This is a genomic window from Anoxynatronum buryatiense, from assembly GCF_900182905.1.
GTDB lineage: Bacteria > Bacillota > Clostridia > Peptostreptococcales > Tindalliaceae > Anoxynatronum > Anoxynatronum buryatiense.
The window spans coordinates 148,032-169,546 of the sequence record NZ_FXUF01000003.1; the positions used below are offsets into that span (position 1 = coordinate 148,032).

Sequence of the window (21,515 nt, forward strand, 5' to 3'; positions counted from 1 at the left end):
CATGAACATCGAATTTATGGAAGCGCTGGAACAAATCCAGCAGGACAAGGGCATTTCAAAAGATGTGCTGATTGAGGCTATAGAAGCAGCATTGATTTCCAGCTATAAACGAAATTTCGGTTCTACTCATCAGGTCAGGGTTGAAGTAAGTCGTGATAGCGGAGCGGTACATGTCTATGGCCAAAAGCGAGTGGTGAACGAAGTTGATGATGATACTCAGGAAATTAGTTTGGAAGAAGCAAAAGCAACAGATCCCCGATATGAAATAGGCGATGTTGTCGAACGTGAAGTTACTCCCAGAGATTTTGGACGCATTGCAGCTCAAACCGCAAAACAGGTTGTCGTACAACGCATCCGAGAAGCTGAACGCGGCGTTGTTTTTGAGGAATATATCAGCCGAGAATCAGATATTATAGCGGGTGTTGTGGCGCGTGCAGTTCGAGGAACCATTTTAATTAATCTCGGAAAAACAGAAGCCATACTTGGACATAACGAGCAAATGCCTGGTGAAAACTATCATACAGGTGACCGAATTAAAACGTACATCGTTGAAGTGAAGAAAACCACTAAAGGGCCTCAAATTCTTGTATCTCGTACACATCCTGGCCTCATTAAAAGGCTTTTTGAGCTGGAAGTACCCGAGATTCATGATGGCATTGTCGAAATTAAAAGCATTTCAAGAGAGGCCGGTTATCGGACAAAAATTGCTGTTGACACCAAGGACCCCAATGTTGATCCTGTGGGTGCGTGTGTCGGGCAAAAAGGTGTTCGTGTACAGGCAATCGTTAACGAACTGAGGGGCGAAAAAATTGATATCATCCGGTATAGTGATAGTCCGAAAGAGTTCATTACAAGTGCACTTAGCCCGGCTAAAGTAAGCCAGACATACGTCTATGAAGACACCAAATCAGCCCGGGTGGTTGTGCCTGACTACCAGCTTTCTCTGGCCATAGGAAAAGAAGGACAAAATGCCAGGCTGGCTGCGAAACTGACAGGATGGAAAATTGACATAAAAAGTGAAAGCCAAATGGCAGAGCTGGAATCAGCTCAAGCAAATACCGGTGCTATAGACGAAGAACAGGTACACTCAGCTGATGAGACCATCGTCATGACTGATCCTGAGACGGATTTGGATACAACTGAAGAATAGAGCGTAATTTTATATAGGGGGCGACGTTTTGAACCCAAAAAAAACACCATTAAGGAAATGCATCGCCTGCCAGGAAATGAAGAACAAGAAAGATCTGATACGCATTGTTGCCAATAAGGAAGGGCAGGTTCACTTGGATTCCCATGGCAAAGCTCATGGCCGCGGTGCTTATGTATGCAGGCAAACAGAATGTTTTGAGAAAATCAAAAAAACAAAAGCGTTAAACAGGGCATTTAAACGTGATGTACCTGATGAAGTTTATACAGCTCTGGCTGAAAAGTTTCAGGAAGGGTCAGATCATTGAACACTGATGGGATTAAAACCATGTTGGGATTCGCAGCAAGAGCAGGAAAGCTGATCTCAGGTGAAACTGGCAGCAGAATTGCTGTAACGAAAAAAAAAGCAAAGCTGATGATTATGGCAGAAGATGCGGCAGCAACAACGCAGCATGAGTTTATGCAACTGGCGGAACGTTATCAAACTCCCATTCTGAAGATCCTGACCAGGCAGGAATTGGGAAATGCCATTGGCAAAAGCCCGCGGGCGATTGTCGTAGTAGTCGATCCTGGATTCGCCATTCAGATAAATAAAAGAGCAGCTGAATGACCGAAAGGTGAAATGCTGGAGGTGAAGCGTATGTCAAAAGTGCGTGTCTATCAACTCGCAAAACAATTGAATGTTGAAACGAAAACGTTAATCAAGAAACTTGATCAACTGGGGGTCGTAACGAAAAACCACATGAGCACGCTGGAAGAAGAAGAAGCAAAATTAGTCACGGAACTTATAAAAGATGAAACAACCCAAAAATCAGCTTCTCAGAAAAATGTAGTTGCTGAAAAGGCTGTGCCAGAAGGAACCCCTGTATCTGGTAACAGTAAAACGGTTGTACAACAAGAAAAAACAAAAGCGGTCTCAACAAAATCATCCACTGGATCTCGACAAAGTTCAGGTGTAAAATCAACTGATCGGAAAGAAACGAGACCCCCAAGCGGTCGAGCGATTTCCGAGTCAAGTGCAGCGGCACCTGCTAAAAAAGAGCTGCAGGGCAAAAGCCAGTCGACACTGCAGAAGGATGGCAATAAAAAGCCCTTATCAAAAGAAGCGGAAAAGAAGGCAGTCAAAGAAGTGCGTCAGAAGGGAAAAGATAAAAAGCCAGGACATCGTCCTTCGCCTAAATCAAAACCGGAAACAGCAAAAATTGAACAGAAAGAAGGCCCGGCAATTATCGAAATTGGAGAACAGATCATCGTAAAAGACTTTGCTGATAAATTACGCAAAAATCCCAATGAAATCATCATGAAACTGATTCAAATGGGAATTATGGCAGCTATCAATCAAGAAATTGATTTCGAAGCAGCCAATAAAATTGCGCTGGAATATGAAATTGAGATTCACAAAAAAGAAGAAGAACGTGTGGAAGAAGTTGATGTTTATATCGCGAAAGACGAAGCGAAAGACCTGCGTTCAAGACCACCTGTCGTAACAGTGATGGGGCATGTTGACCATGGGAAAACTTCTTTGTTAGATGCCATTCGAAAAACAAAGGTGACCGAACGCGAAGCTGGTGGCATTACACAGCATATTGGTGCTTCAGAAGTGGAAATTGATAAAAAGAAAATAGTTTTTTTAGATACGCCTGGTCATGAAGCTTTTACTGCTATGCGCGCAAGAGGAGCAAAAGTAACGGATATTGCTATTCTGGTTGTTGCAGCCGATGATGGCGTCATGCCTCAGACGATTGAAGCTATCAATCATGCCAAAGCGGCGAAAGTACCAGTAATTGTGGCGATTAACAAAATAGATAAGCCGGGAGCTAATCCTGACCGTGTGAAACAAGAATTGGCAGATCACGGCATGATTATTGAGGAATATGGCGGTGAGGTCATTGCTGTTCCGGTGTCTGCACTGAAAGGCGAAAATATAGACAATTTGTTGGAAATGATTTTGCTGGTGGCTGAAATGGAAGAACTGAAAGCTAATCCGAATCGCGAAGCCATTGGAGTGGTCATCGAGGCAAAACTGGACAAGGGGCGCGGACCAGTGGCAACTGTTTTGATACAAAACGGAACGTTGCGCGTTGGTGATTCAGTGGTCGTAGGCAATACCAGCGGACGGGTTCGAGCTATGATTAACGACAAAAGCCGCAATGTATCGGTGGCAAAACCATCAACAGCTATTGAAATTACGGGGCTATCCGAAGTTCCGGATGCAGGCGATCAATTGTTGGCAGTAGATGATGACAGAACAGCCCGTGATATTGTAGCAAATCGAATCAACCGAATCAAGGAAGCGCAGCTGAAAGCCAGTCAGAAAATTTCACTCGACGCCCTGTATCAGCAGATGCAGGATGGCCAAATCAAAGAGCTTAATATCATTTTGAAGGCAGATGTCCATGGGTCTGTTGAAGCAGTGAAGCAATCCCTGCAAAAACTTTCCAACGACAAAGTTATCATTCGTCCCATTCATGGCGGAGTGGGAGCGATCACTGAAACTGATGTCATGTTGGCGGCTGCATCCAATGCCATTATCATTGGTTTCAACGTGAGACCAACGACACACGCTTCGGCACTTGCCAAAAAAGAAGACGTGGATATTCGAACTTACCGAATCATATACAATGCCCTTGAAGATATTGAAGCTGCCATGACAGGCATGTTGGATCCTGAATACAAAGAAGTTGAGCTGGGCAAAGCAGAAGTGAGAGCTACCTTCAAAGTTCCTGGTATTGGAATGGTTGGTGGTTGTTATGTCATTGACGGGAAAATCCTGAGAAATGCCAGCATTCGACTTGTGAGGAATGGTATTGTCATTCATGAGGGCAGCATTAACTCTCTGAGAAGGTTTAAAGATGACGTGAAGGAAGTGGCAACCGGTTATGAGTGTGGCATTGGAATTGAAAACTATAATGATGTCAAGGAAGGCGATATAATTGAGGCCTTCCAAATGAAGGAGCAGAAACGCGTTTAGTTATCATCAGAGGATTAAATAAAGATTATGTTTATTCCAATGATCGATGAATGAGAGGATGAGGAATATGGCTTATCCAAGAGTGAGTCGCATCAATGAAGAGTACAAGAAGATTATTAGCCAGATCATCCGCCATGAACTTAAAGACCCTCGCATTTCGCAAATGGCGAGTGTTGTCTCTGTTGATGTTACCAGAGATCTTAGCTTTGCAACTGTGTATATTAGTGTATTAGGGTCTGAAGATGAAAAACAACAGACGCTAGAGGGGTTAGCAAAATCGGCAGGATATGTCAGGCGCGAGGTTGGAAAAAGAGTAAAGCTTCATCATACACCTGCGATTCTTTTTAAGGAAGATAACTCCATTGAATACGGTGTTAGCATGTCGCAGAAAATTGCTGCCGTAAATCGCACTGATGCAGATCACTTCAAAAAGCAGATGGCAGAAAACCAACCTGAAAAACCCGTGACAGATGAAGATCACAGGAGCGACACACATGAGAAAGATTCAGAATAAAAATCCATTGCAGTTACTAAAGGCACATCACAAAGTTGCCTTGGTTACCCATGTTCACCCAGATGGAGATGCCTATGGCTCTCTGCTTGGCCTGCTGCATTTGCTGAAAAGCAAAGTGCAGCAGGTAGAAGCCTTTGCTGAAGAAGATCAGCGTTCAAAATTCAACTTTTTACCAGGATTCGGTGAGATAAGAAACGTTTCTGGACTGGTTGCCGGTGAATTTGATTATTGCATTGCATTGGATTGTGGAAGTGCTCAACGTGCTTACGGAATTGAATCTTTTTTAAAACTGGGAAGCCAAATAACCATAGTTAATGTGGATCATCATATTAGCAATACCAAGTTTGCACATGTCAACGTGGTAGATGTAGAAAGCTCTTCCACCGCAGAGTTGGTTGCCTGCCTTTCAAATGAAATGGGTTGGGAGTTAGGTGAAGATATTGCCACATGTCTTTTAACGGGAATTGTGATGGATACAGGTCATTATCTCTATGAAAACACAACTGACAAAACCCACGAAATTGTGGCAAATCTACTTCGGGTGGGCGCAGACCAGGGGCTGATCCGTTACAACTTGTATCAGAATCGTCCTGTTCAAAATGTCCGGTTTATGGCGCATTTAGTTGACCATATGGAATTACTGTCCAAAGGCAGGGCGGTTTTAATGAGTGTGCCTGATGAAAGCATGCGACAGTTCGGTGTTGCTTATGAAGATCTGGACGAAATGATAGCCTATGCAAGAGATATCGCTGGTGTTGAACTGGCAGTGATATTAAAAGAGTTGAATAAGACAGAGACAAAAGTGAGTTTTCGCTCGAAATGCTGGCTTGATGTAAATGAACTGGCATCCCAACTGGGAGGTGGCGGCCATCAGCGAGCGGCGGGCGCAGTAATCGAAGACTCTTTGCAGGAAGCAAGGAAAATATTGATTCCAATGATGGAAACGTTATTCGCGGAGGTTACACATGAGAATGGGTCTGTTTAACGTATTGAAACCACCTGGAATGACTTCACATCAGGTGGTCGCATTTCTGCGCAGGATAACCCAGACGAAAAGAGTCGGACATGCAGGTACTTTGGACCCACAGGCAGCAGGAGTTTTACCGGTTTGCGTTGGAGATGCCACCAAAATGATTCCCTTTCTGGATCACCATCGCAAAATATATCGAGTGGAAATGCTTTTGGGCATAACCACAGACACTCAAGATACCACTGGAAAAATGACAGCGGTCTGCAAATTGATTCCTGATAAGGAAATGGTCGAGCAAACTTTAAATTCTTTCATGGGCGATTACTGGCAGATACCTCCCATGTACTCTGCTGTGAAAAAGCAGGGAAAAAAATTATACGAACTCGCCAGAAAAGGTGAAACGGTTGAACGTGTTGCCAAGCGAAAAGAAATCTTTGAGATTAACTGGATTTCAATGAATCAGGATCGTGTGCGCTTTGATGTTGTTTGTTCAGAGGGAACATATGTGAGAACCCTTTGCCACGATGTGGGTCAGAAACTTGGTTGTGGTGCCACAATGGCCTTTCTATTAAGACTTGAAACTTGTCGACAGTCAGTTCACCAAGCAATTACACCTGATGAAATAGGCGATGCTGTGAACTGGGAAACGTTGTTGATTCCCATTGACAAAGCATTAAGTAATTACCCGGCTGTTCATATCCATAATTCGTTGCACAAATGGCTATTTAATGGCGTGCCAATTCAAATTGATCAAATTGACAATGATAGAAATCATTTTCCGAATCAATATCTAAGAGTCTATACTTCTGATTGCTTTGTCGGCATTGGGCATATAAATGAAGCCGGAACACACTTTAAAATGGTTAAGTTACTTCCGGAAACTGCATCAACCGTACAGTTAAGCGAGAAACAAAGGAGTCGCTGAGTCATGAAAGTGCTGGATAATTATCGCGAACTGATGTATGCCAGTGAACCACGTGCGGTGGCATTGGGAAATTTTGATGGAATTCACTTGGGGCATCAGGCTCTTTTGCATACGATGGTTCGTGAAAGTGGGTTGCAGAGATTAATTCCGACTGTCTATACGTTTAAAAACCATCCCGGAACAGTGCTTGTCGATCGTCCCAACCAGGTTTTTCCTTCTAAAATTACACCGATTTCTTTGAAAATCAGAATCATGGAAAAAATGGGTGTTGAGATGCTTTTTCTGGACAAGTTTACGAAAGAGCTCATGCAAATGCCGCCCGACATTTTTGCGAGAACAATTTTGGTTGATTTGTTGAATGCAAAACTGGTGGTGGTTGGAGAGGATTTTCGTTTTGGAGCAAAAGCCAAAGGCGATATTAACATGCTGAAAGACCTTTCGGTTGCGCATGATTTTCGATTAATTGTAGTGCCGCCGGTTTTTGATGGAAACAGCAAAATCAGCAGCACACAAATTCGGCGGGAAATTGAAAAGGGTAATATGGAGAAAGTGACACGGCTTCTTGGACGCCCATTTATGATGTATAATAAGGTTGAACGTGGGTATGGCAGGGGAAGGACGCTGGGATATCCGACGGCAAATTTGATTTTGGAAGAGCAGCAAATGGTACCAGCGGAGGGAGTCTATGCGACCTGCGTGCGGATCGACGCGAAGCTTTATTTCGGAGCAACTTCGGTGGGTGCCAATCCTACCTTTAGCGCCAAAAAAACAACAGTTGAAACGTTCATTATTGATTGTGATCTAATGCTTTACGAAAGAGAAATTGAGCTGTATTTTCATAAAAAAATAAGAGATCAAATCACATTTCAACAAGTTGAATCTCTAAAAAAGCAGATACAGCAAGACGTCCAAGTCATAAAAGCCTATTTACAAACAAAAAAAACTATGATAGTATGATTAGGTCAGGAACCCATCCTCGGTCATTCGATTCACCAACGGTTACTTGGGATGAGGGGATAAATATAAGGAGGTGAAACGATCCATGGAAGAAGCCAAAAAGAAGTCAATTATTGAATCGTTCAGAACACATGATTCTGATACAGGTTCACCCGAAGTTCAGATTGCACTTATGACAGACCGCATCAATCATCTGAATGAACACTTGAAAATTCATAAAAAAGATCATCATTCCCGACGTGGATTGCTGAAGATGGTTGGTAAACGACGCAACATGTTAAACTACCTGAAGAAAAAAGATATTGAAAAATATCGGCAATTGATCGAAAAGCTGGGACTCAGAAAGTAATCGAGAGCGGGATTTCCCGCTCTTGTCTTATAATGTCTCCTTTTATATCAATGATCAAACCTGTGAATTAGGTGCTTCAGCATCAAACCAATAGAACATTTATGGACGTTAAAAGCGTCGTTGACTGGATGCTGAATTGAGCATCTCATACGTGTTATAAGTGAAGGGAGGATCAGATTGATGGTTCGACAATTTTCAACACAGCTCAACGGTAGAACCCTCACCATTGAAACTGGTAAAATGGCCTTTTTAGCCGGAGGCAGCTGTACAGTACGCTACGGCGATACAATTGTACTGGTAACCGCTTGCAGTTCAAAATCACCACGGGAAGGTATTGATTTTTTCCCTCTAAGCGTCGACTACGAAGAAAAAATGTATGCAGCTGGTAAAATCCCCGGAGGTTTCATTAAGCGGGAGGGACGACCTTCAGAAAAAGCGGTTCTAGCTTGTCGATTGATTGATCGCCCAATTCGTCCCCTTTTCCCTGACGGATATCGAAATGAAGTACAGGTAATTGCCACTGTACTCTCCATGGATCATGACTGTTTGCCTGATGTTGTGGCTATGATAGGTGCTTCTGTTGCACTTTCTATTTCAGACATTCCTTTTATGGGCCCTATCGCCGGGTTGCATGTCGGCTATATTGATGGGGAATTTGTTGTTAATCCAACCAGTAAACAGCGGGAGACGAGTGCTCTTGATTTGGTGGTTGCCGGAACAAAAGATGCAGTGATGATGATTGAAGCAGGGGCGCATGAACTATCTGAAGCGACGATTTTAGAAGCGATTTTATACGGTCATGAGGAAATCAAAAAAATCGTAGCTTTTATCGAAGAGATTCAGGCAGCTATTGGAAAAGAAAAGCAAACTGTTTTAGCAGAAGAACTTGATGCATCAATTGAACAGGAAATTCGCGAGTTTGCCCAGGTTAGGATTGCCGAAGCATTACGAACTCCTGATAAACTGGAAAGAATTGCAAATTTGGACGCTGTTCAAGATGAAGCAAAAGTTGCTTTTAATGAAAAGTATGAGGACAAAATACTTCTTATCAAAGGACTACTGAAACAAATTGTGAAAGAAGAACTTCGCAGCCGGGTAATCACCGAAAAAAAACGTATTGATGATCGGGGGCTTGATGAGGTTCGATCAATCAGTTCTGAAGTGGGTTTAATCCCTAAAACACATGGATCTGGGTTATTTACTCGTGGTGACACACAGGCGCTGACGATCACTACACTAGGAGCTTTGGGTGACGTTCAGATGATAGATGGTTTGAGCGAAGAAGAGGAAAAACGTTATATGCATCACTATAACTTTCCTCCTTTCAGCGTGGGAGAAACCAGATTCATGCGAGGACCGAGCAGACGTGATATCGGCCATGGTGCATTAGCTGAAAGAGCACTTGAACCAATGATCCCATCTAAGGATGACTTTCCATATGCTATCCGTGTGGTTTCAGAAGTTTTATCATCAAACGGATCAACTTCACAGGCAAGTGTTTGCGGCAGTACGCTATCATTGATGGACGCAGGTGTTCCCATTAAAAAAATGGTGGCAGGAGTAGCCATGGGCTTGATTAAGGAAGGCGAAGATGTGGCAATCCTAACGGATATTCTGGGCATGGAAGATTTTCTTGGCGATATGGACTTCAAAGTAGCGGGAACAGAGGACGGTATTACAGCCATTCAGATGGACATTAAAATCGCCGGCATTGGCAGGGAAATATTGGAAAAGGCATTGGAAAAAGCACATGCCGGTCGACTGCATATTCTTGGAAAAATGAAAGAAGTTATCAGTGAACCCAGACCTGAGCTTTCTCCTTATGCACCACGTATTCTGGTGATGCATATTCATCCAGACAAAATTCGAGAAGTGATTGGTGCCGGCGGCAAAACCATTAACAAAATTGTTGGTGAGACCGGAGTCAAAATTGATATTGAAAATGATGGCACTATCTATATTGCTGCTGAATCTCTGGAGTCCGGACAAAAGGCCTGGGATATCATTGCCAATATCATTAAAGATCCTGAAGTGGGAGAGATATATACAGCTAAAGTGGTTAAACTGACAGCCTTTGGAGCTTTCGCCGAGTTTATGCCTGGCAAGGATGGCCTTTTGCATATTTCCAACATTTCCCACGAACGGGTCAATAAAGTTGAAGATGTACTCAGTGTGGGAGATGAAGTTCAGGTTAAAATTATCGAAATCGATCCACAAGGCAAAGTAAGCTTATCAGCGAAAGCGTTGCTAACTCCTCCACCAGGCTCGGAAAATCAAGAGTCTCGAGACCGGGGTGGCAACCGTGATAGGGATCGTGATCGGAGCAAAAGAAATTTTCGCAAATAACATCGGTATGAATAAATAAGAGCATAAACCGAAATGGGTTTATGTTTTTATTTCGTTATGACGAAAGAGGGGCATTTATGGCAGAATATAAGAAATTAACCAACGGGCTTCGAATTGTAAGTGAACAGATCCCGGTAGTGAAATCAGTGGCTATCGGATTCTGGATTCGGGCCGGCGTTGTCACAGAAAGCGAATCTAACAACGGGATTTCTCACTTTATAGAACATATGCTTTTCAAAGGAACTGAAAGCCGGTCGGCTCGTGAAATTGCCGAAATGGTTGACGGTGTAGGTGGTCATATCAATGCGTTCACCAGTCGGGAGTACACCTGTTATTACATGAAAGTATTGGATGAAAACCTGAGTATGGCGGTGGAATTACTGGCAGATATGTTATTTAACTCACGCTTTGATCCTGAAGAAATCGAGAAAGAAAAGAGTGTTATTGGTGAAGAAATCAGCATGTATGAAGATTCTCCTGAAGATCTCGCCCATGACCTGTTAATAGAAAACATGTTCCGTCACCATCCATTAGGCTATTCTATTCTTGGTCAGTCGGATTCCATCGAAAGTTTAACGAGAGATGCCATGTTGGCATATATGAAGAACCACTATCGACCGGAAGATACTGTGATTTCAGTTGCAGGTAATTTTGACCCGGCATATCTTGATGAACTGCTGCATCGATATTTTTATGATTGGAAAGGCGCACCATCTACAGAAAAGAAAACGCTTACCACCCCAACCCTTTGTTTTGGCGAAATATCTCGTGCAAAGGATATTGAACAAATACATTTAAATATTGGCTATCAGGGTGCAGTTCTTGGATCGTCTGAAATGTTTGATCTCTTGGTAATCAATAATATCATTGGAGGTACAATGAGCTCGCGGCTCTTTCAATCGATTCGAGAAGAAAAGGGATTAGTTTACAGCATATACTCATCCATGCACAATTACACCAGCAATGGCGTTTTCACATTATATTGCAGTATGAATCCTGGACAACTGACTGCGGTTCGGGAATTGATTGATAGTGAGCTTGAAGAACTAATGAAAACAGGTTTTACTGCAGATGAATTTGAAAAAGCAAGGAAGCAATTGAAAGGGAGCTATCTTTTGGGGATGGAGAGTACCAGTGGCAGAATGGCAGCCATGGGGAAATCAGAGTTGTTGCTTAATCGAATAGATACTCCTGATATGATTTTAAAAAAAATCAATGAACTTGAGCAAACAAATGCAGAAAGAGTCATGCGTCAATACATGCATCCTGATCAAAAAATGGCTGTTTTGGTTGGTCGTGTATCTTGAAACAACTGGAATAAGAGGTGAGTTGATGAAACAGCAGTCATCTGACAAAAATAGACAGAGGAATGGGAGTCAAACAGGCAAAAATCCTGGCCGCAGGAGTAAGGCCGGTTCGGCAGGAAAAAGCCGGGGTCATAACAAACGGCGTATTCCACTGGAAATTGTGGGAATTCTTTCCATTGGATTTTTTCTTTTCGCTCTATTTGCCATGCACACCAAAAGCGGCGGATTTATTGGCATAGCGGTTCGATGGCTCTTTTTTGCTCTTTTGGGTTGGATGGCTTATCCCTATGTTTATCTTTTCCTTGTCACTGCAGGGCTCATCCTGTTTAAAGTTCATCATCGGCCGAATGTAAAGCAACGAGTCATCATGGTGGTAATTGTGATGATGTTTTTTCATATGATGGCAGGGTTGCTGGATGCTTCACTGTTGGTTAGCCTCCGAAACGAGGATTTTGGAACAAGCTTAATGACGGCCATCAGAAGAGGCGCTCTATCGGAAGGTACCGGTTTCATTGGAACCCTACTGTTATACTGGCCGATATATTTACTTGGGCGTACAGGAACTGCCATATTTTTGATAAGCGTTACTTTGGCGGTCATTTGGCTGGTTAGTCCCCAGCTTCTTGTCAACGCTATGCGAATGATGAAGCGTTTTCTTCTTCAAATATCTGATAAAATAAAGATGCGTAAAGAACAGAAATTGATGGAAGCAAGTATTCGTCAGCCAGAGGTAGCCGAGTGCAGCAAAACAACGCCATTCGTCATAACAGAAAAAGAAGCTGATTCACAGCTGCAAGCAGAAGAAGCAGTGCATTTTCAAATGATTACTTATGAACCGAAACGCAGCGAACAACGCAAACTGGAGCTCGAACCCGGTATACAAGATGATGCAAAGAAAACTGGCGAACAGGCGCTTTCGGAAAAACCGTTTGAAGAAACACTGGCGGCAACACTGAAAGAACCTGGAATGAAAAAATCACTGCGGGCATTTCAGTTACCGGCACTGTCGTTACTAAAAGGAGACCAGCTTTATCAACCCCGTACAGATCGGCGACAAATGCTGGCAAAAGCTAAACTTCTTGAGGAAACACTGGAAAGTTTTGGTGTAGCTGCTAAAGTGATTAAAGTGAGTCAGGGCCCCACCATTACCCGCTATGAATTGCAGCCCAGCAGAGGTGTCAAAGTCAGTAAAGTAGTGAATTTAAGTGATGATATTGCATTAAATCTGGCGGCTTCTTCTATCCGAATTGAAGCACCAATCCCTGGCAAAGCAGCAATAGGCATCGAAATTCCCAATGATCAGGTAGCAATGGTAGATTTGAAAGAATTGCTCAGTGCGACAGAATATCAGACACTTCAGGCGCCTCTCCCTTTTGCCCTAGGAAGAAATATAGCGGGAGACCCAATGGTTTTTGATATTAATAAAATGCCGCACCTGCTGGTGGCAGGTGCTACAGGTTCTGGAAAAAGTGTCTGTATCAATACGCTGATTTTAAGCCTTCTTTTCAGAGCAAAACCAGATGAAGTCAAACTTTTGATGATTGACCCAAAAGTAGTTGAGTTAAATCAGTATAACGGGATACCACATTTAATGATTCCAGTTGTGACAGATCCCAAAAAGGCTACTGGCGCTTTACGATGGGCCGTAACGGAGATGGAGGAACGATATCAGCGCTTTGCTGCAAGTGGTGTTCGAGATATAGCTGGCTACAACGAAAAGCAAAAAGATGATTCGCTGCCCTATATTGTCGTGATAATTGATGAGTTGGCGGACCTTATGTTGGTTGCGGCAAAAGAAGTAGAAGATTATATATGTCGTCTGGCTCAAATGGCGCGGGCGGCAGGTATTCATCTAATTATAGCCACGCAGCGGCCGTCTGTGGATGTGATTACGGGCATAATTAAGGCGAACATTCCTTCTCGCATTGCGTTTTCTGTTGCCTCTCAGGTTGATTCCAGAACCATTCTGGATATGGGCGGAGCAGAAAAACTGCTGGGCAAGGGAGATATGCTGTTTCATCCAATTGGTTATAACAAGCCGGTTCGCATACAAGGTGCCTTTGTTTCAGATGAAGAAGTGAAGCGAGTGGTTGATTTCTTGAAATCACAAAGTGGTGGTGAGCCTGAGTACGAGACGACTGTAATGGATAAAATCGAATCAATGCCCGAAGCGTCCTATGAAGAAGAATCGGATGATTTGTTCCAGGAAGCCTTGCGTATTGCATTCGATCATCAGCAGATTTCTATATCCATGCTGCAACGCCGCTTAAAAATGGGATACAATCGAGCTGCAAGGCTGATTGATGAAATGGAGTCCAAAGGCTACGTTGGCCCAAACGAAGGAACAAAACCCCGGAAAGTTATCAATCGACCTTCTGGGATGGAGGAAATGGAATCATCATCGCAGAAAGATCATTAGAATATTCCCTGTTAAATATTCGAACAGGGATCAAACTTAAAAAATTGGAAGAAGGCAGTAAATATGACGAATCCCCTGACGATCACAGTAGAAGAGATGTTAGAAGAGAAAAACAAAATTTTGATTGATTTAAGATCACCAGGAGAGTATCGTAAGGGCACGATTGATAATGCGATGAACATACCCATATTGGACGATGAAGAACGTGCCATTGTTGGAACGATATATAAAAATGAAAGTCGTGAATCTGCGAAAATAACAGGGATACATCATGTATCAGCACGACTTGAAAGAATGACTTCTCAAATTTCCGGACTTCTGAAAGAGTGTCCTTGCGTCATTCTATTTTGTTCCCGCGGAGGATATCGAAGCGGACCGCTGGTCCAACTGCTGAATTCGCTGGAAATTCCTGTGAAACAATTGGTGGGTGGCTATAAACGGTATCGACAAGTGATCATCGAGTACTTTGAGGCACCCATGAAAGTGAACCATTCTTTTATTGTGATTCATGGCTATACTGGTTGCGGAAAAACAACCTTGTTAAAGCAATTAAAATCAGAAGGACATCCGGTAATAGACTTGGAGGGACTTGCCCGAAACAGTGGCTCTGTATTTGGATTTATTGGACATTCGAAAGAAAAGATGACTCAAAAGCAATTCGATTCACTACTATTTCACCAATTGATACACTTAAAAAATCAATATATTATAGTAGAGAGTGAAAGCCAGCGAATAGGCGACATTACCATACCCAGAGAGATCCATAGACAAATGGTGGCTGGAAAGCATGTTTTACTGCATACTACTTTGGACTTGCGCATCGAGCAAATTATGAGTGATTACTGGGGTGTATTGGAACATGATGAGGCTGACATTCAAAAAGCGTTGGGTGATTTAGTGAAATTCTTGGGGCATGAAAAAATCCATCAGCTTCAGCAAATGTTATCCCAAAAATCCTATCGGGAGATTGCTCGAGAACTGATGGTGAGTTATTATGACCCATTGTATTGCCATTCCATCAAAAAATATGCATATGATTTGGAAATCACATATGATACAATAAACGAAGCGCATAAAAAGATAAAAAAATATATATGGCAAATGACTGATAACTTTGGTGTCTCAACTGAAGAAAATGCCTTTAACACTGAGAACGTCAGCGATTAAAAGATAAAATTTGCAGACATACAGACAAACTTTGCGAAGATTTGATGAAGTGGAAGTGAGGATCATCAATTGAATACTAATAAAATATACCTTGAGTCGTTGGGATGCACAAAAAATTTGATAGATGCAGAAATGATGCTGGGACTTCTTCAAGACTATGGTTACAATGTTACTGATCGAATCGAAGAAGCTACGATTGCAGTGATCAATACCTGTGGATTTATTGAGAGTGCAAAAGAGGAAAGTATAAGTCGTATTCTGGCTGCCGCCCGGCACAAACAGACAACACTATCGAAGCTTATTGTAACGGGTTGTCTCTCAGAGCGATATCATCAAGAACTGTTGAATGAAATGCCTGAAATTGACGGCATGGTTGGCACAGGAAGATTTGAAGAAATTGCTCAGGTAGTGGAAAACGTGATGAAAGAGCAACGAGAGCTGCGGATTGGTCAGATAGATCAACCTTACCAGGAAAAATTAAGACGGGTACGCACCTCGGCCAATCATTTGGCTTACTTGAAAATTGCTGAAGGTTGTAATCATCATTGTACTTATTGTATTATTCCAAAGCTGAGAGGCCCGTTGAGAAGTCGCAGAATAGAAGCAGTGATTCAAGAAGCTTCAGATTTGGCAGCCGAAGGTGTTAAAGAGCTTATCCTGATAGCTCAAGATACGACCAGTTATGGTATTGATCTGTATCACCAACCTTCGTTAACAAGACTGTTGGAGGAACTCGAACGTATCAAAGGGATTCGGTGGATAAGAATTATGTATTGTTACCCGGAACGGATAGACATGAAGTTGCTTGACACAATTCACAAGAGTCAAAAGATCTGTGCTTATCTTGATATACCGATACAACACAGCGAAGATCGAATTCTTAAGCGAATGAATCGTCAAACGACACGTAAGAAACTGATACATACCATTTCTATGATTCGCGAAAAAATTCCTGGAATCGTATTGCGTACGACATTGATTGTGGGCTTTCCAGGAGAAACAGAAGAAGAATTCGTTTCACTGAAGTCTTTTGTTGAAGAAATGGCATTTGATAAACTGGGCGTATTTACTTATTCTCAGGAAGAAGATACTCCAGCTGCCACGATGCAAGAGCAGGTTGATGAAGATACCAAAAAGCGGCGCCAACAGGAAATCATGCAACTACAGCAATCTGTTTCAAGGCGTATTCAACGTAATAAAATTGGCAGTCGCCTGTCAGTGTTTGTTGAGGAAAAACTGGATTCATCTGACAGCAACTACCACTACGCAGGACGAACGACAGGAGATGCCCCTGAAATTGACGGTCTAGTATACTTTGATGCGCCACATGAATTGGAAACAGGCACTTTTGTACCTGTGGTCATAACTGATGCACTGGAATACGACCTGATGGGAGTGATGATTGATGAAGCTGAACCTGGCAAATAAGCTAACTATCCTGCGAATCTTTCTCATACCCGTATTCATGCTGTTTCTCCTCAATAAAGTTCCCTATGGAGAAAGTATTGCCGCACTCATCTTTGTTGTGGCAGCATTAACAGATACGCTGGATGGTTACATTGCGCGAAAGAGAAATCAAATTACCACTCTGGGGAAATTCATTGACCCTTTAGCAGACAAATTACTGGTTTCAGCAGCATTAATCTCTCTTGTGCAAATGGGAAAACTCTCAGCCTGGGTTGTGGTTATTATCATTTCAAGAGAGTTTACCATCAGTATTTTACGCGCAGTGGCTGCTTCAGAGGGCGTCGTAATAGCTGCCAGCTGGTGGGGTAAAGCTAAAACGATCACACAGATCGTTGCCATTATTGCTCTTCTCATCAACAACTTCCCATTTCGATATGTGGGGATCCCCATGGATCAGATTATGATGTATGCAGCAGTTATCTTCACAATCATTTCTGGAATTGATTATCTGCGCCTGAATAAGCAAATGATTCTCAAAGAGTAGTTATGTAGCGTAATTATTTAGAAATGTGTTTATCATCTGAAAGGCGGTGAACCAGCAAAGCTGGGACTCTATGGACAAAAAGAAAGCATTGGAAATGGCAATTAGTCAAATTGAAAAACAGTTCGGAAAAGGTTCTGTCATGAAGCTGGGAGAAGAATCAAAACTGCAGCTGGAATGCATTTCTACTGGATCAATCGATCTGGATATTGCATTGGGTCTGGGAGGGGTTCCCAGAGGCAGGATTGTTGAGATTTTTGGGCCTGAATCTTCCGGCAAAACGACTTTGGCACTCCATGTGATTGCTGAAGCTCAGAAAAATGGTGGCTCTGCAGCCTTTATTGATGCTGAACATGCTCTGGATCCTTCATATGCCCGAAAACTGGGTGTCAATGTGGATGAGTTAATTGTCTCGCAGCCAGATACTGGCGAGCAAGCCTTGGAAATTGCAGAGGCACTGGTGAGAAGTGGTGCCATCGACGTCATTGTGGTCGACTCAGTGGCTGCGTTGGTACCAAAAGCAGAAATAGAGGGTGATATGGGCGACACGCACGTAGGGTTGCAGGCAAGACTCATGTCACAGGCACTTCGTAAGCTGGCAGGATCGGTTAATAAATCCAAGACTACGACGATTTTCATCAATCAGCTCAGGGAAAAAGTGGGAGTCATGTTTGGAAATCCTGAGGTCACGCCGGGAGGGAGAGCTTTGAAATTCTATGCTTCTGTCCGGCTGGATGTGCGGCGAATTGAAGGGATTAAGCAGGGAACGGATATGATTGGGAACCGAACCCGGGTTAAGGTTGTCAAAAATAAAGTGGCGCCACCCTTTAAACAAGCTGAGTTTGATATTATGTATGGAGAAGGCATTTCCCGGTATGGAGACGTACTTGATGTTGCAACAGGCTTGGAAATTGTTAACAAATCAGGTGCTTGGTATAGCTACGGCGATCAGCGCCTTGGGCAGGGCCGTGAAGCTGCCAAACAATTTATGAAGGAGAATGTTGCGATTTTCATTGAAGTGGAGAATCGAATACGTGAGCATTATCAACTACCTTTACGTAGCGTGGGGGAAGTTGAAGTCGTTGACAAAGATGAAGCGGATCACATCGATCAGTGATTTTTTTCATAGATACATCTCAAAGAGGATTGCTACAACTAGCAGTCCTCTTTTGCTAAAAAAATGGTATAGAATGGGTAGTGTCTGAAGTCGGTCAGTGTTTGAAGCCATCACCTTGACACTGATTCGAAAAAAAGTTAAAATGAAAGATGTCATAGTCTCATTATTTAAGGATTCGATGTTTCATTGTTGACAATGGATGCAGTTCTGAAAAATGCATGACCGACAATTTCATAAAGGAGGTGTCCGCATATCGTTTTTAATGGCATTACCGTTATTGTACTCATCTTGGTTGCCGTTGCAGGATGCCTTATCGGCTATTTTATTCGAAAATCCATTGCTGAAGGAAAAGTTAATTCTGCAGAAGAGTTAGCAAAAAAGCTGATCGAAGAAGCTGAGAAAGAAGTTGAAACAACCAAAAAAGAGCTTCTGATTGAAGCGAAGGAAGAAGTGCACAAACTTCGCAGTGAATTCGAAAGAGAGAGCAGAGAAAGGCGCAATGAGCTTCAAAAAATTGAGCGCCGTTTGATTCAAAAGGAAGAAACCTTGGATAAGAAAGCCGAGAATCTTGAAAAGAAAGATGAAAAGCTTTCGCGAAAACTGGTGGAACTTGATGAAAAGGGCGAACAATTGGAGCAATTAAGGAATCAAGAGAAACAAAAGCTTGAAGAGTTATCTGGCTTAACAGGTGAAGAAGCGAAGACGTTGTTACTGCGTGATGTTGAAAAAGAGATTCGCGTTGAAACAGCGATGATGATCAAGGAAATGGAGTCACGGGCAAAAGAAGAAGCAGAGAAACGTGCGAAAGAGATCATCACTTATACCATTCAGAAATGCGCTGCTGATCATGTGGCCGAAACGACAGTTACTGTGGTTCAATTGCCAAATGATGAAATGAAGGGGCGTATTATTGGACGCGAGGGCCGCAATATTCGCACGCTGGAGACCCTGACAGGCATTGATCTGATTATTGACGACACACCGGAAGCCGTTATTTTGTCAGGATTTGATCCAGTTCGCCGGGAGATTGCCCGAGTTGCACTGGAAAAGCTGATTGTTGATGGTAGAATTCACCCGGCTCGTATTGAAGAAATGGTTGAAAAAGCAAAACGTGAAGTGGAGACAATGATGAAAGAAGAGGGCGAACAGGCAGCCTTTGACGCCGGCGTTCATAATGTTCATCCCGAACTCATTAAATTGCTTGGCAGACTTCGATTTCGTACCAGCTATGGGCAAAGCGTGCTGAAACACGCTGTTGAAGTGTCACATGTTGCAGGTATTATGGCAACTGAATTGGGAGCTGACATAAAGGTAGCTCGACGTGCAGGTTTGTTCCATGATATTGGCAAAGCAGTAGATCATGAAGTTGAAGGAACACATGTTGAAATCGGCATGGAATTGTTGAGAAAGTATAAAGAGTCAAAAGAAGTGATTCATGCAATCTCAACACATCATGGAGATTATGAACCGCAAACCGTTGAAGCAGTGTTGGTAACTGCGGCTGATGCGATTTCTGCAGCACGCCCGGGTGCCAGAAGAGAAACGCTGGAATCCTACATTAAACGATTACAGAAATTGGAAGAAATAGCCAATGACTATGACGGAGTTGAAAAGTGCTTTGCTATTCAGGCTGGTAGAGAGATTAGAATATTAGTCAAACCTGAATCATACAGCGATGCAGAAATTGTTATGCTTGCGCGAAACCTGACCAAACGCATTGAATCAGAATTAGAATATCCGGGTCAAATTAAAGTTAATGTGATCCGGGAAACACGCGCAGTTGAATACGCAAAATAAGATCGAAAACCGAAGGCAGCCTTTGATACGAAGGCTGCTTTTTGCGATTTATTTAATAACACTTCAAAAATGCCGATGCCTTAAAATATCACTATGAAATAGTTTTACAAAAGGTGTATAATAAATTAAGCAATTGTCAGCATTTTAAATAATAACAGCCGTAAAATGTCTGTAATATCGTTTGGCAAACAGAATGAAATGAAGCCATTCTAATTGAGCCAGGCAAAAAATGCTGAAATATGAGGGATGACAGGTTTTAACAAAATGATAATACACTAAAAAGTAAAACCATGTACGAACTGAAAGAGGGAGGAGACCAAATATGGATGTCTTAAAAGTGTCATCAAAATCAAACCCTAATTCTGTTGCAGGTGCTTTGGCGGGTGTGCTTCGGGAAAATGGCACAGCAGAAGTACAGGCCATTGGTGCAGGAGCTCTCAATCAGGCAGTTAAATCAGTGGCCATAGCAAGGGGATTTGTTGCTCCGAGTGGCGTGGATCTCATTTGTATTCCTGCATTTGTAGATATCATCATTGATGGAGAGGCGCGAACGGCGATTAAGCTGATTGTTGAACCGCGCTGAGACTGAAGACAACCCGATACTAAAAAGCCCGCTATGAAGCAGGCTTTTTTTAGTTTATAATGGAATTATAAAGCAAATGAAATATCCACAAAGAGGCGGGATAATGATGCGAATTGACATGCACACCCATACTCATGCATCAGATGGCACTTTTTCTGCTTCTCAACTGATCCATTATGCCCGGGAAAAAGGGTTGGGCGGCATTGCCATCACTGATCACGATACAATGGAGGCTTTACCAGAGGCAAGATCATCAGTGGCAGAAGATGATTCTTTCTGGTTATTGCCAGGTATTGAGTTTAGCACTGAAACCGAAGGAACAGAGGTTCATCTGCTGGGTTATGGTCTGGATGAAACCGATGCAGGACTACAAGATCTAATGCTGCAATTGAAAGAGGCGCGAAATAACCGTTCATTTCAGATGGTTAAAAAACTGAATCAACTTGGCATTAATATCACCATGGATCAAGTGCGTTTGATAGCAGGTGATGGGATTGTCGGCAGGGTACATGTTGCCAGGGCAATGATTGAACAGCAGGTGGTCTCAAGCGTCCAAGAAGCTTTTGATGAGTACCTGCGGCAAGGCAAACCTGCCTATGTATCACGATTTAAGCTGGCGCCTAAAGAAACCATTGATATGATTCATCAATTGGGAGGTATCTCAGTTTTGGCTCATCCAGGTCTGATTCGGAATGATCAAATAGTCAAAGAAATGATAGAGGCGGGGATCAATGGAATTGAAGCACATTATCCGACGCATCGACTTGACCAAAAAATGCATTATCTTCAACTTGCTAAGAAGTACAAGTTGCTGGTAACAGGTGGATCAGATTTTCACGCTCCACCACAAAGTCGCATAAGAGAAACTGACTTAGGTGATTGTGCTGTAGAACTGGAGCCAATTCGATATTACTACAACAACAGATGACCTAACGGTTAAAGCTGTGATATACTTTTAGATGTTGTGAAAATACAAGAATACAGGCGCAAGTCATTTAC

At 42.7% G+C, this 21,515-nt stretch carries 19 protein-coding genes; all 19 read left to right on the forward strand.

What is annotated here, in order from left to right:
- Position 1: 1 nt before the first annotated feature.
- Complete coding sequence (nusA, locus tag QOL74_RS05445) at positions 2–1,150, forward strand: transcription termination factor NusA (RefSeq protein WP_283408433.1); 1,149 nt, start codon at positions 2–4, stop codon at positions 1,148–1,150.
- Positions 1,151–1,178: 28 nt separating this feature from the next.
- Positions 1,179–1,454, forward strand: a complete 276-nt coding sequence (rnpM, locus tag QOL74_RS05450; protein ID WP_283408434.1) for an RNase P modulator RnpM — start codon at positions 1,179–1,181, stop codon at positions 1,452–1,454.
- Complete coding sequence (locus tag QOL74_RS05455; protein WP_283408435.1) at positions 1,451–1,756, forward strand: L7Ae/L30e/S12e/Gadd45 family ribosomal protein; 306 nt, start codon at positions 1,451–1,453, stop codon at positions 1,754–1,756. Before rnpM ends, QOL74_RS05455 begins: the two co-directional genes overlap by 4 nt.
- A gap of 30 nt (positions 1,757–1,786) precedes the next feature.
- Positions 1,787–4,117: a translation initiation factor IF-2 gene (gene infB, locus QOL74_RS05460; protein WP_283408436.1), complete on the forward strand. Its 2,331-nt coding sequence runs from the start codon at positions 1,787–1,789 to the stop codon at positions 4,115–4,117.
- Between the two features lie 67 nt (positions 4,118–4,184).
- Complete coding sequence (gene rbfA, locus QOL74_RS05465) at positions 4,185–4,631, forward strand: 30S ribosome-binding factor RbfA (RefSeq protein WP_283408437.1); 447 nt, start codon at positions 4,185–4,187, stop codon at positions 4,629–4,631.
- Positions 4,612–5,616 (forward strand): DHH family phosphoesterase, encoded by a 1,005-nt coding sequence (locus QOL74_RS05470; RefSeq protein ID WP_283408438.1) that lies wholly within the window; start codon positions 4,612–4,614, stop codon positions 5,614–5,616. The genes rbfA and QOL74_RS05470 overlap by 20 nt, the downstream gene beginning before the upstream one ends.
- Positions 5,597–6,526 (forward strand): tRNA pseudouridine(55) synthase TruB, encoded by a 930-nt coding sequence (gene truB / locus QOL74_RS05475; RefSeq protein WP_283408439.1) that lies wholly within the window; start codon positions 5,597–5,599, stop codon positions 6,524–6,526. Before QOL74_RS05470 ends, truB begins: the two co-directional genes overlap by 20 nt.
- 3 nt (positions 6,527–6,529) lie before the next feature.
- Positions 6,530–7,483: a bifunctional riboflavin kinase/FAD synthetase gene (locus QOL74_RS05480; RefSeq protein ID WP_283408440.1), complete on the forward strand. Its 954-nt coding sequence runs from the start codon at positions 6,530–6,532 to the stop codon at positions 7,481–7,483.
- A gap of 85 nt (positions 7,484–7,568) precedes the next feature.
- Positions 7,569–7,832, forward strand: coding sequence for a 30S ribosomal protein S15 (gene rpsO, locus QOL74_RS05485; RefSeq protein WP_283408441.1), 264 nt, complete (start codon positions 7,569–7,571; stop codon positions 7,830–7,832).
- A gap of 171 nt (positions 7,833–8,003) precedes the next feature.
- Positions 8,004–10,178 (forward strand): polyribonucleotide nucleotidyltransferase, encoded by a 2,175-nt coding sequence (locus QOL74_RS05490; protein WP_430383861.1) that lies wholly within the window; start codon positions 8,004–8,006, stop codon positions 10,176–10,178.
- A gap of 77 nt (positions 10,179–10,255) precedes the next feature.
- Positions 10,256–11,485 (forward strand): M16 family metallopeptidase, encoded by a 1,230-nt coding sequence (locus QOL74_RS05495; protein ID WP_283408442.1) that lies wholly within the window; start codon positions 10,256–10,258, stop codon positions 11,483–11,485.
- A gap of 25 nt (positions 11,486–11,510) precedes the next feature.
- Entirely contained in the window at positions 11,511–13,904 is a 2,394-nt protein-coding gene (locus QOL74_RS05500) for a DNA translocase FtsK (RefSeq protein WP_283408443.1), read from the forward strand.
- Between the two features lie 63 nt (positions 13,905–13,967).
- The gene (gene mnmH / locus QOL74_RS05505; RefSeq protein ID WP_283408444.1) at positions 13,968–15,071 is read left to right on the forward strand and encodes a tRNA 2-selenouridine(34) synthase MnmH; all 1,104 of its coding nucleotides are present in this window, start codon (positions 13,968–13,970) and stop codon (positions 15,069–15,071) included.
- A gap of 69 nt (positions 15,072–15,140) precedes the next feature.
- A complete protein-coding gene (gene rimO / locus QOL74_RS05510) occupies positions 15,141–16,499 on the forward strand; it encodes a 30S ribosomal protein S12 methylthiotransferase RimO (protein ID WP_283408445.1) in 1,359 nt (452 codons plus the stop codon).
- Positions 16,483–17,022, forward strand: coding sequence for a CDP-diacylglycerol--glycerol-3-phosphate 3-phosphatidyltransferase (gene pgsA, locus QOL74_RS05515; protein ID WP_283408665.1), 540 nt, complete (start codon positions 16,483–16,485; stop codon positions 17,020–17,022). Before rimO ends, pgsA begins: the two co-directional genes overlap by 17 nt.
- 70 nt (positions 17,023–17,092) lie before the next feature.
- Complete coding sequence (gene recA, locus QOL74_RS05520) at positions 17,093–18,136, forward strand: recombinase RecA (RefSeq protein WP_283408446.1); 1,044 nt, start codon at positions 17,093–17,095, stop codon at positions 18,134–18,136.
- A gap of 285 nt (positions 18,137–18,421) precedes the next feature.
- Positions 18,422–19,933: a ribonuclease Y gene (gene rny, locus QOL74_RS05525; protein ID WP_430383862.1), complete on the forward strand. Its 1,512-nt coding sequence runs from the start codon at positions 18,422–18,424 to the stop codon at positions 19,931–19,933.
- A gap of 322 nt (positions 19,934–20,255) precedes the next feature.
- Entirely contained in the window at positions 20,256–20,516 is a 261-nt protein-coding gene (locus QOL74_RS05530) for a stage V sporulation protein S (protein ID WP_283408447.1), read from the forward strand.
- A 103-nt stretch (positions 20,517–20,619) separates the two neighbouring features.
- On the forward strand, positions 20,620–21,444 hold the full coding sequence (locus QOL74_RS05535; RefSeq protein ID WP_283408448.1) for a PHP domain-containing protein: 825 nt from the start codon (positions 20,620–20,622) through the stop codon (positions 21,442–21,444).
- The last annotated feature ends 71 nt before the right edge of the window (positions 21,445–21,515 follow it).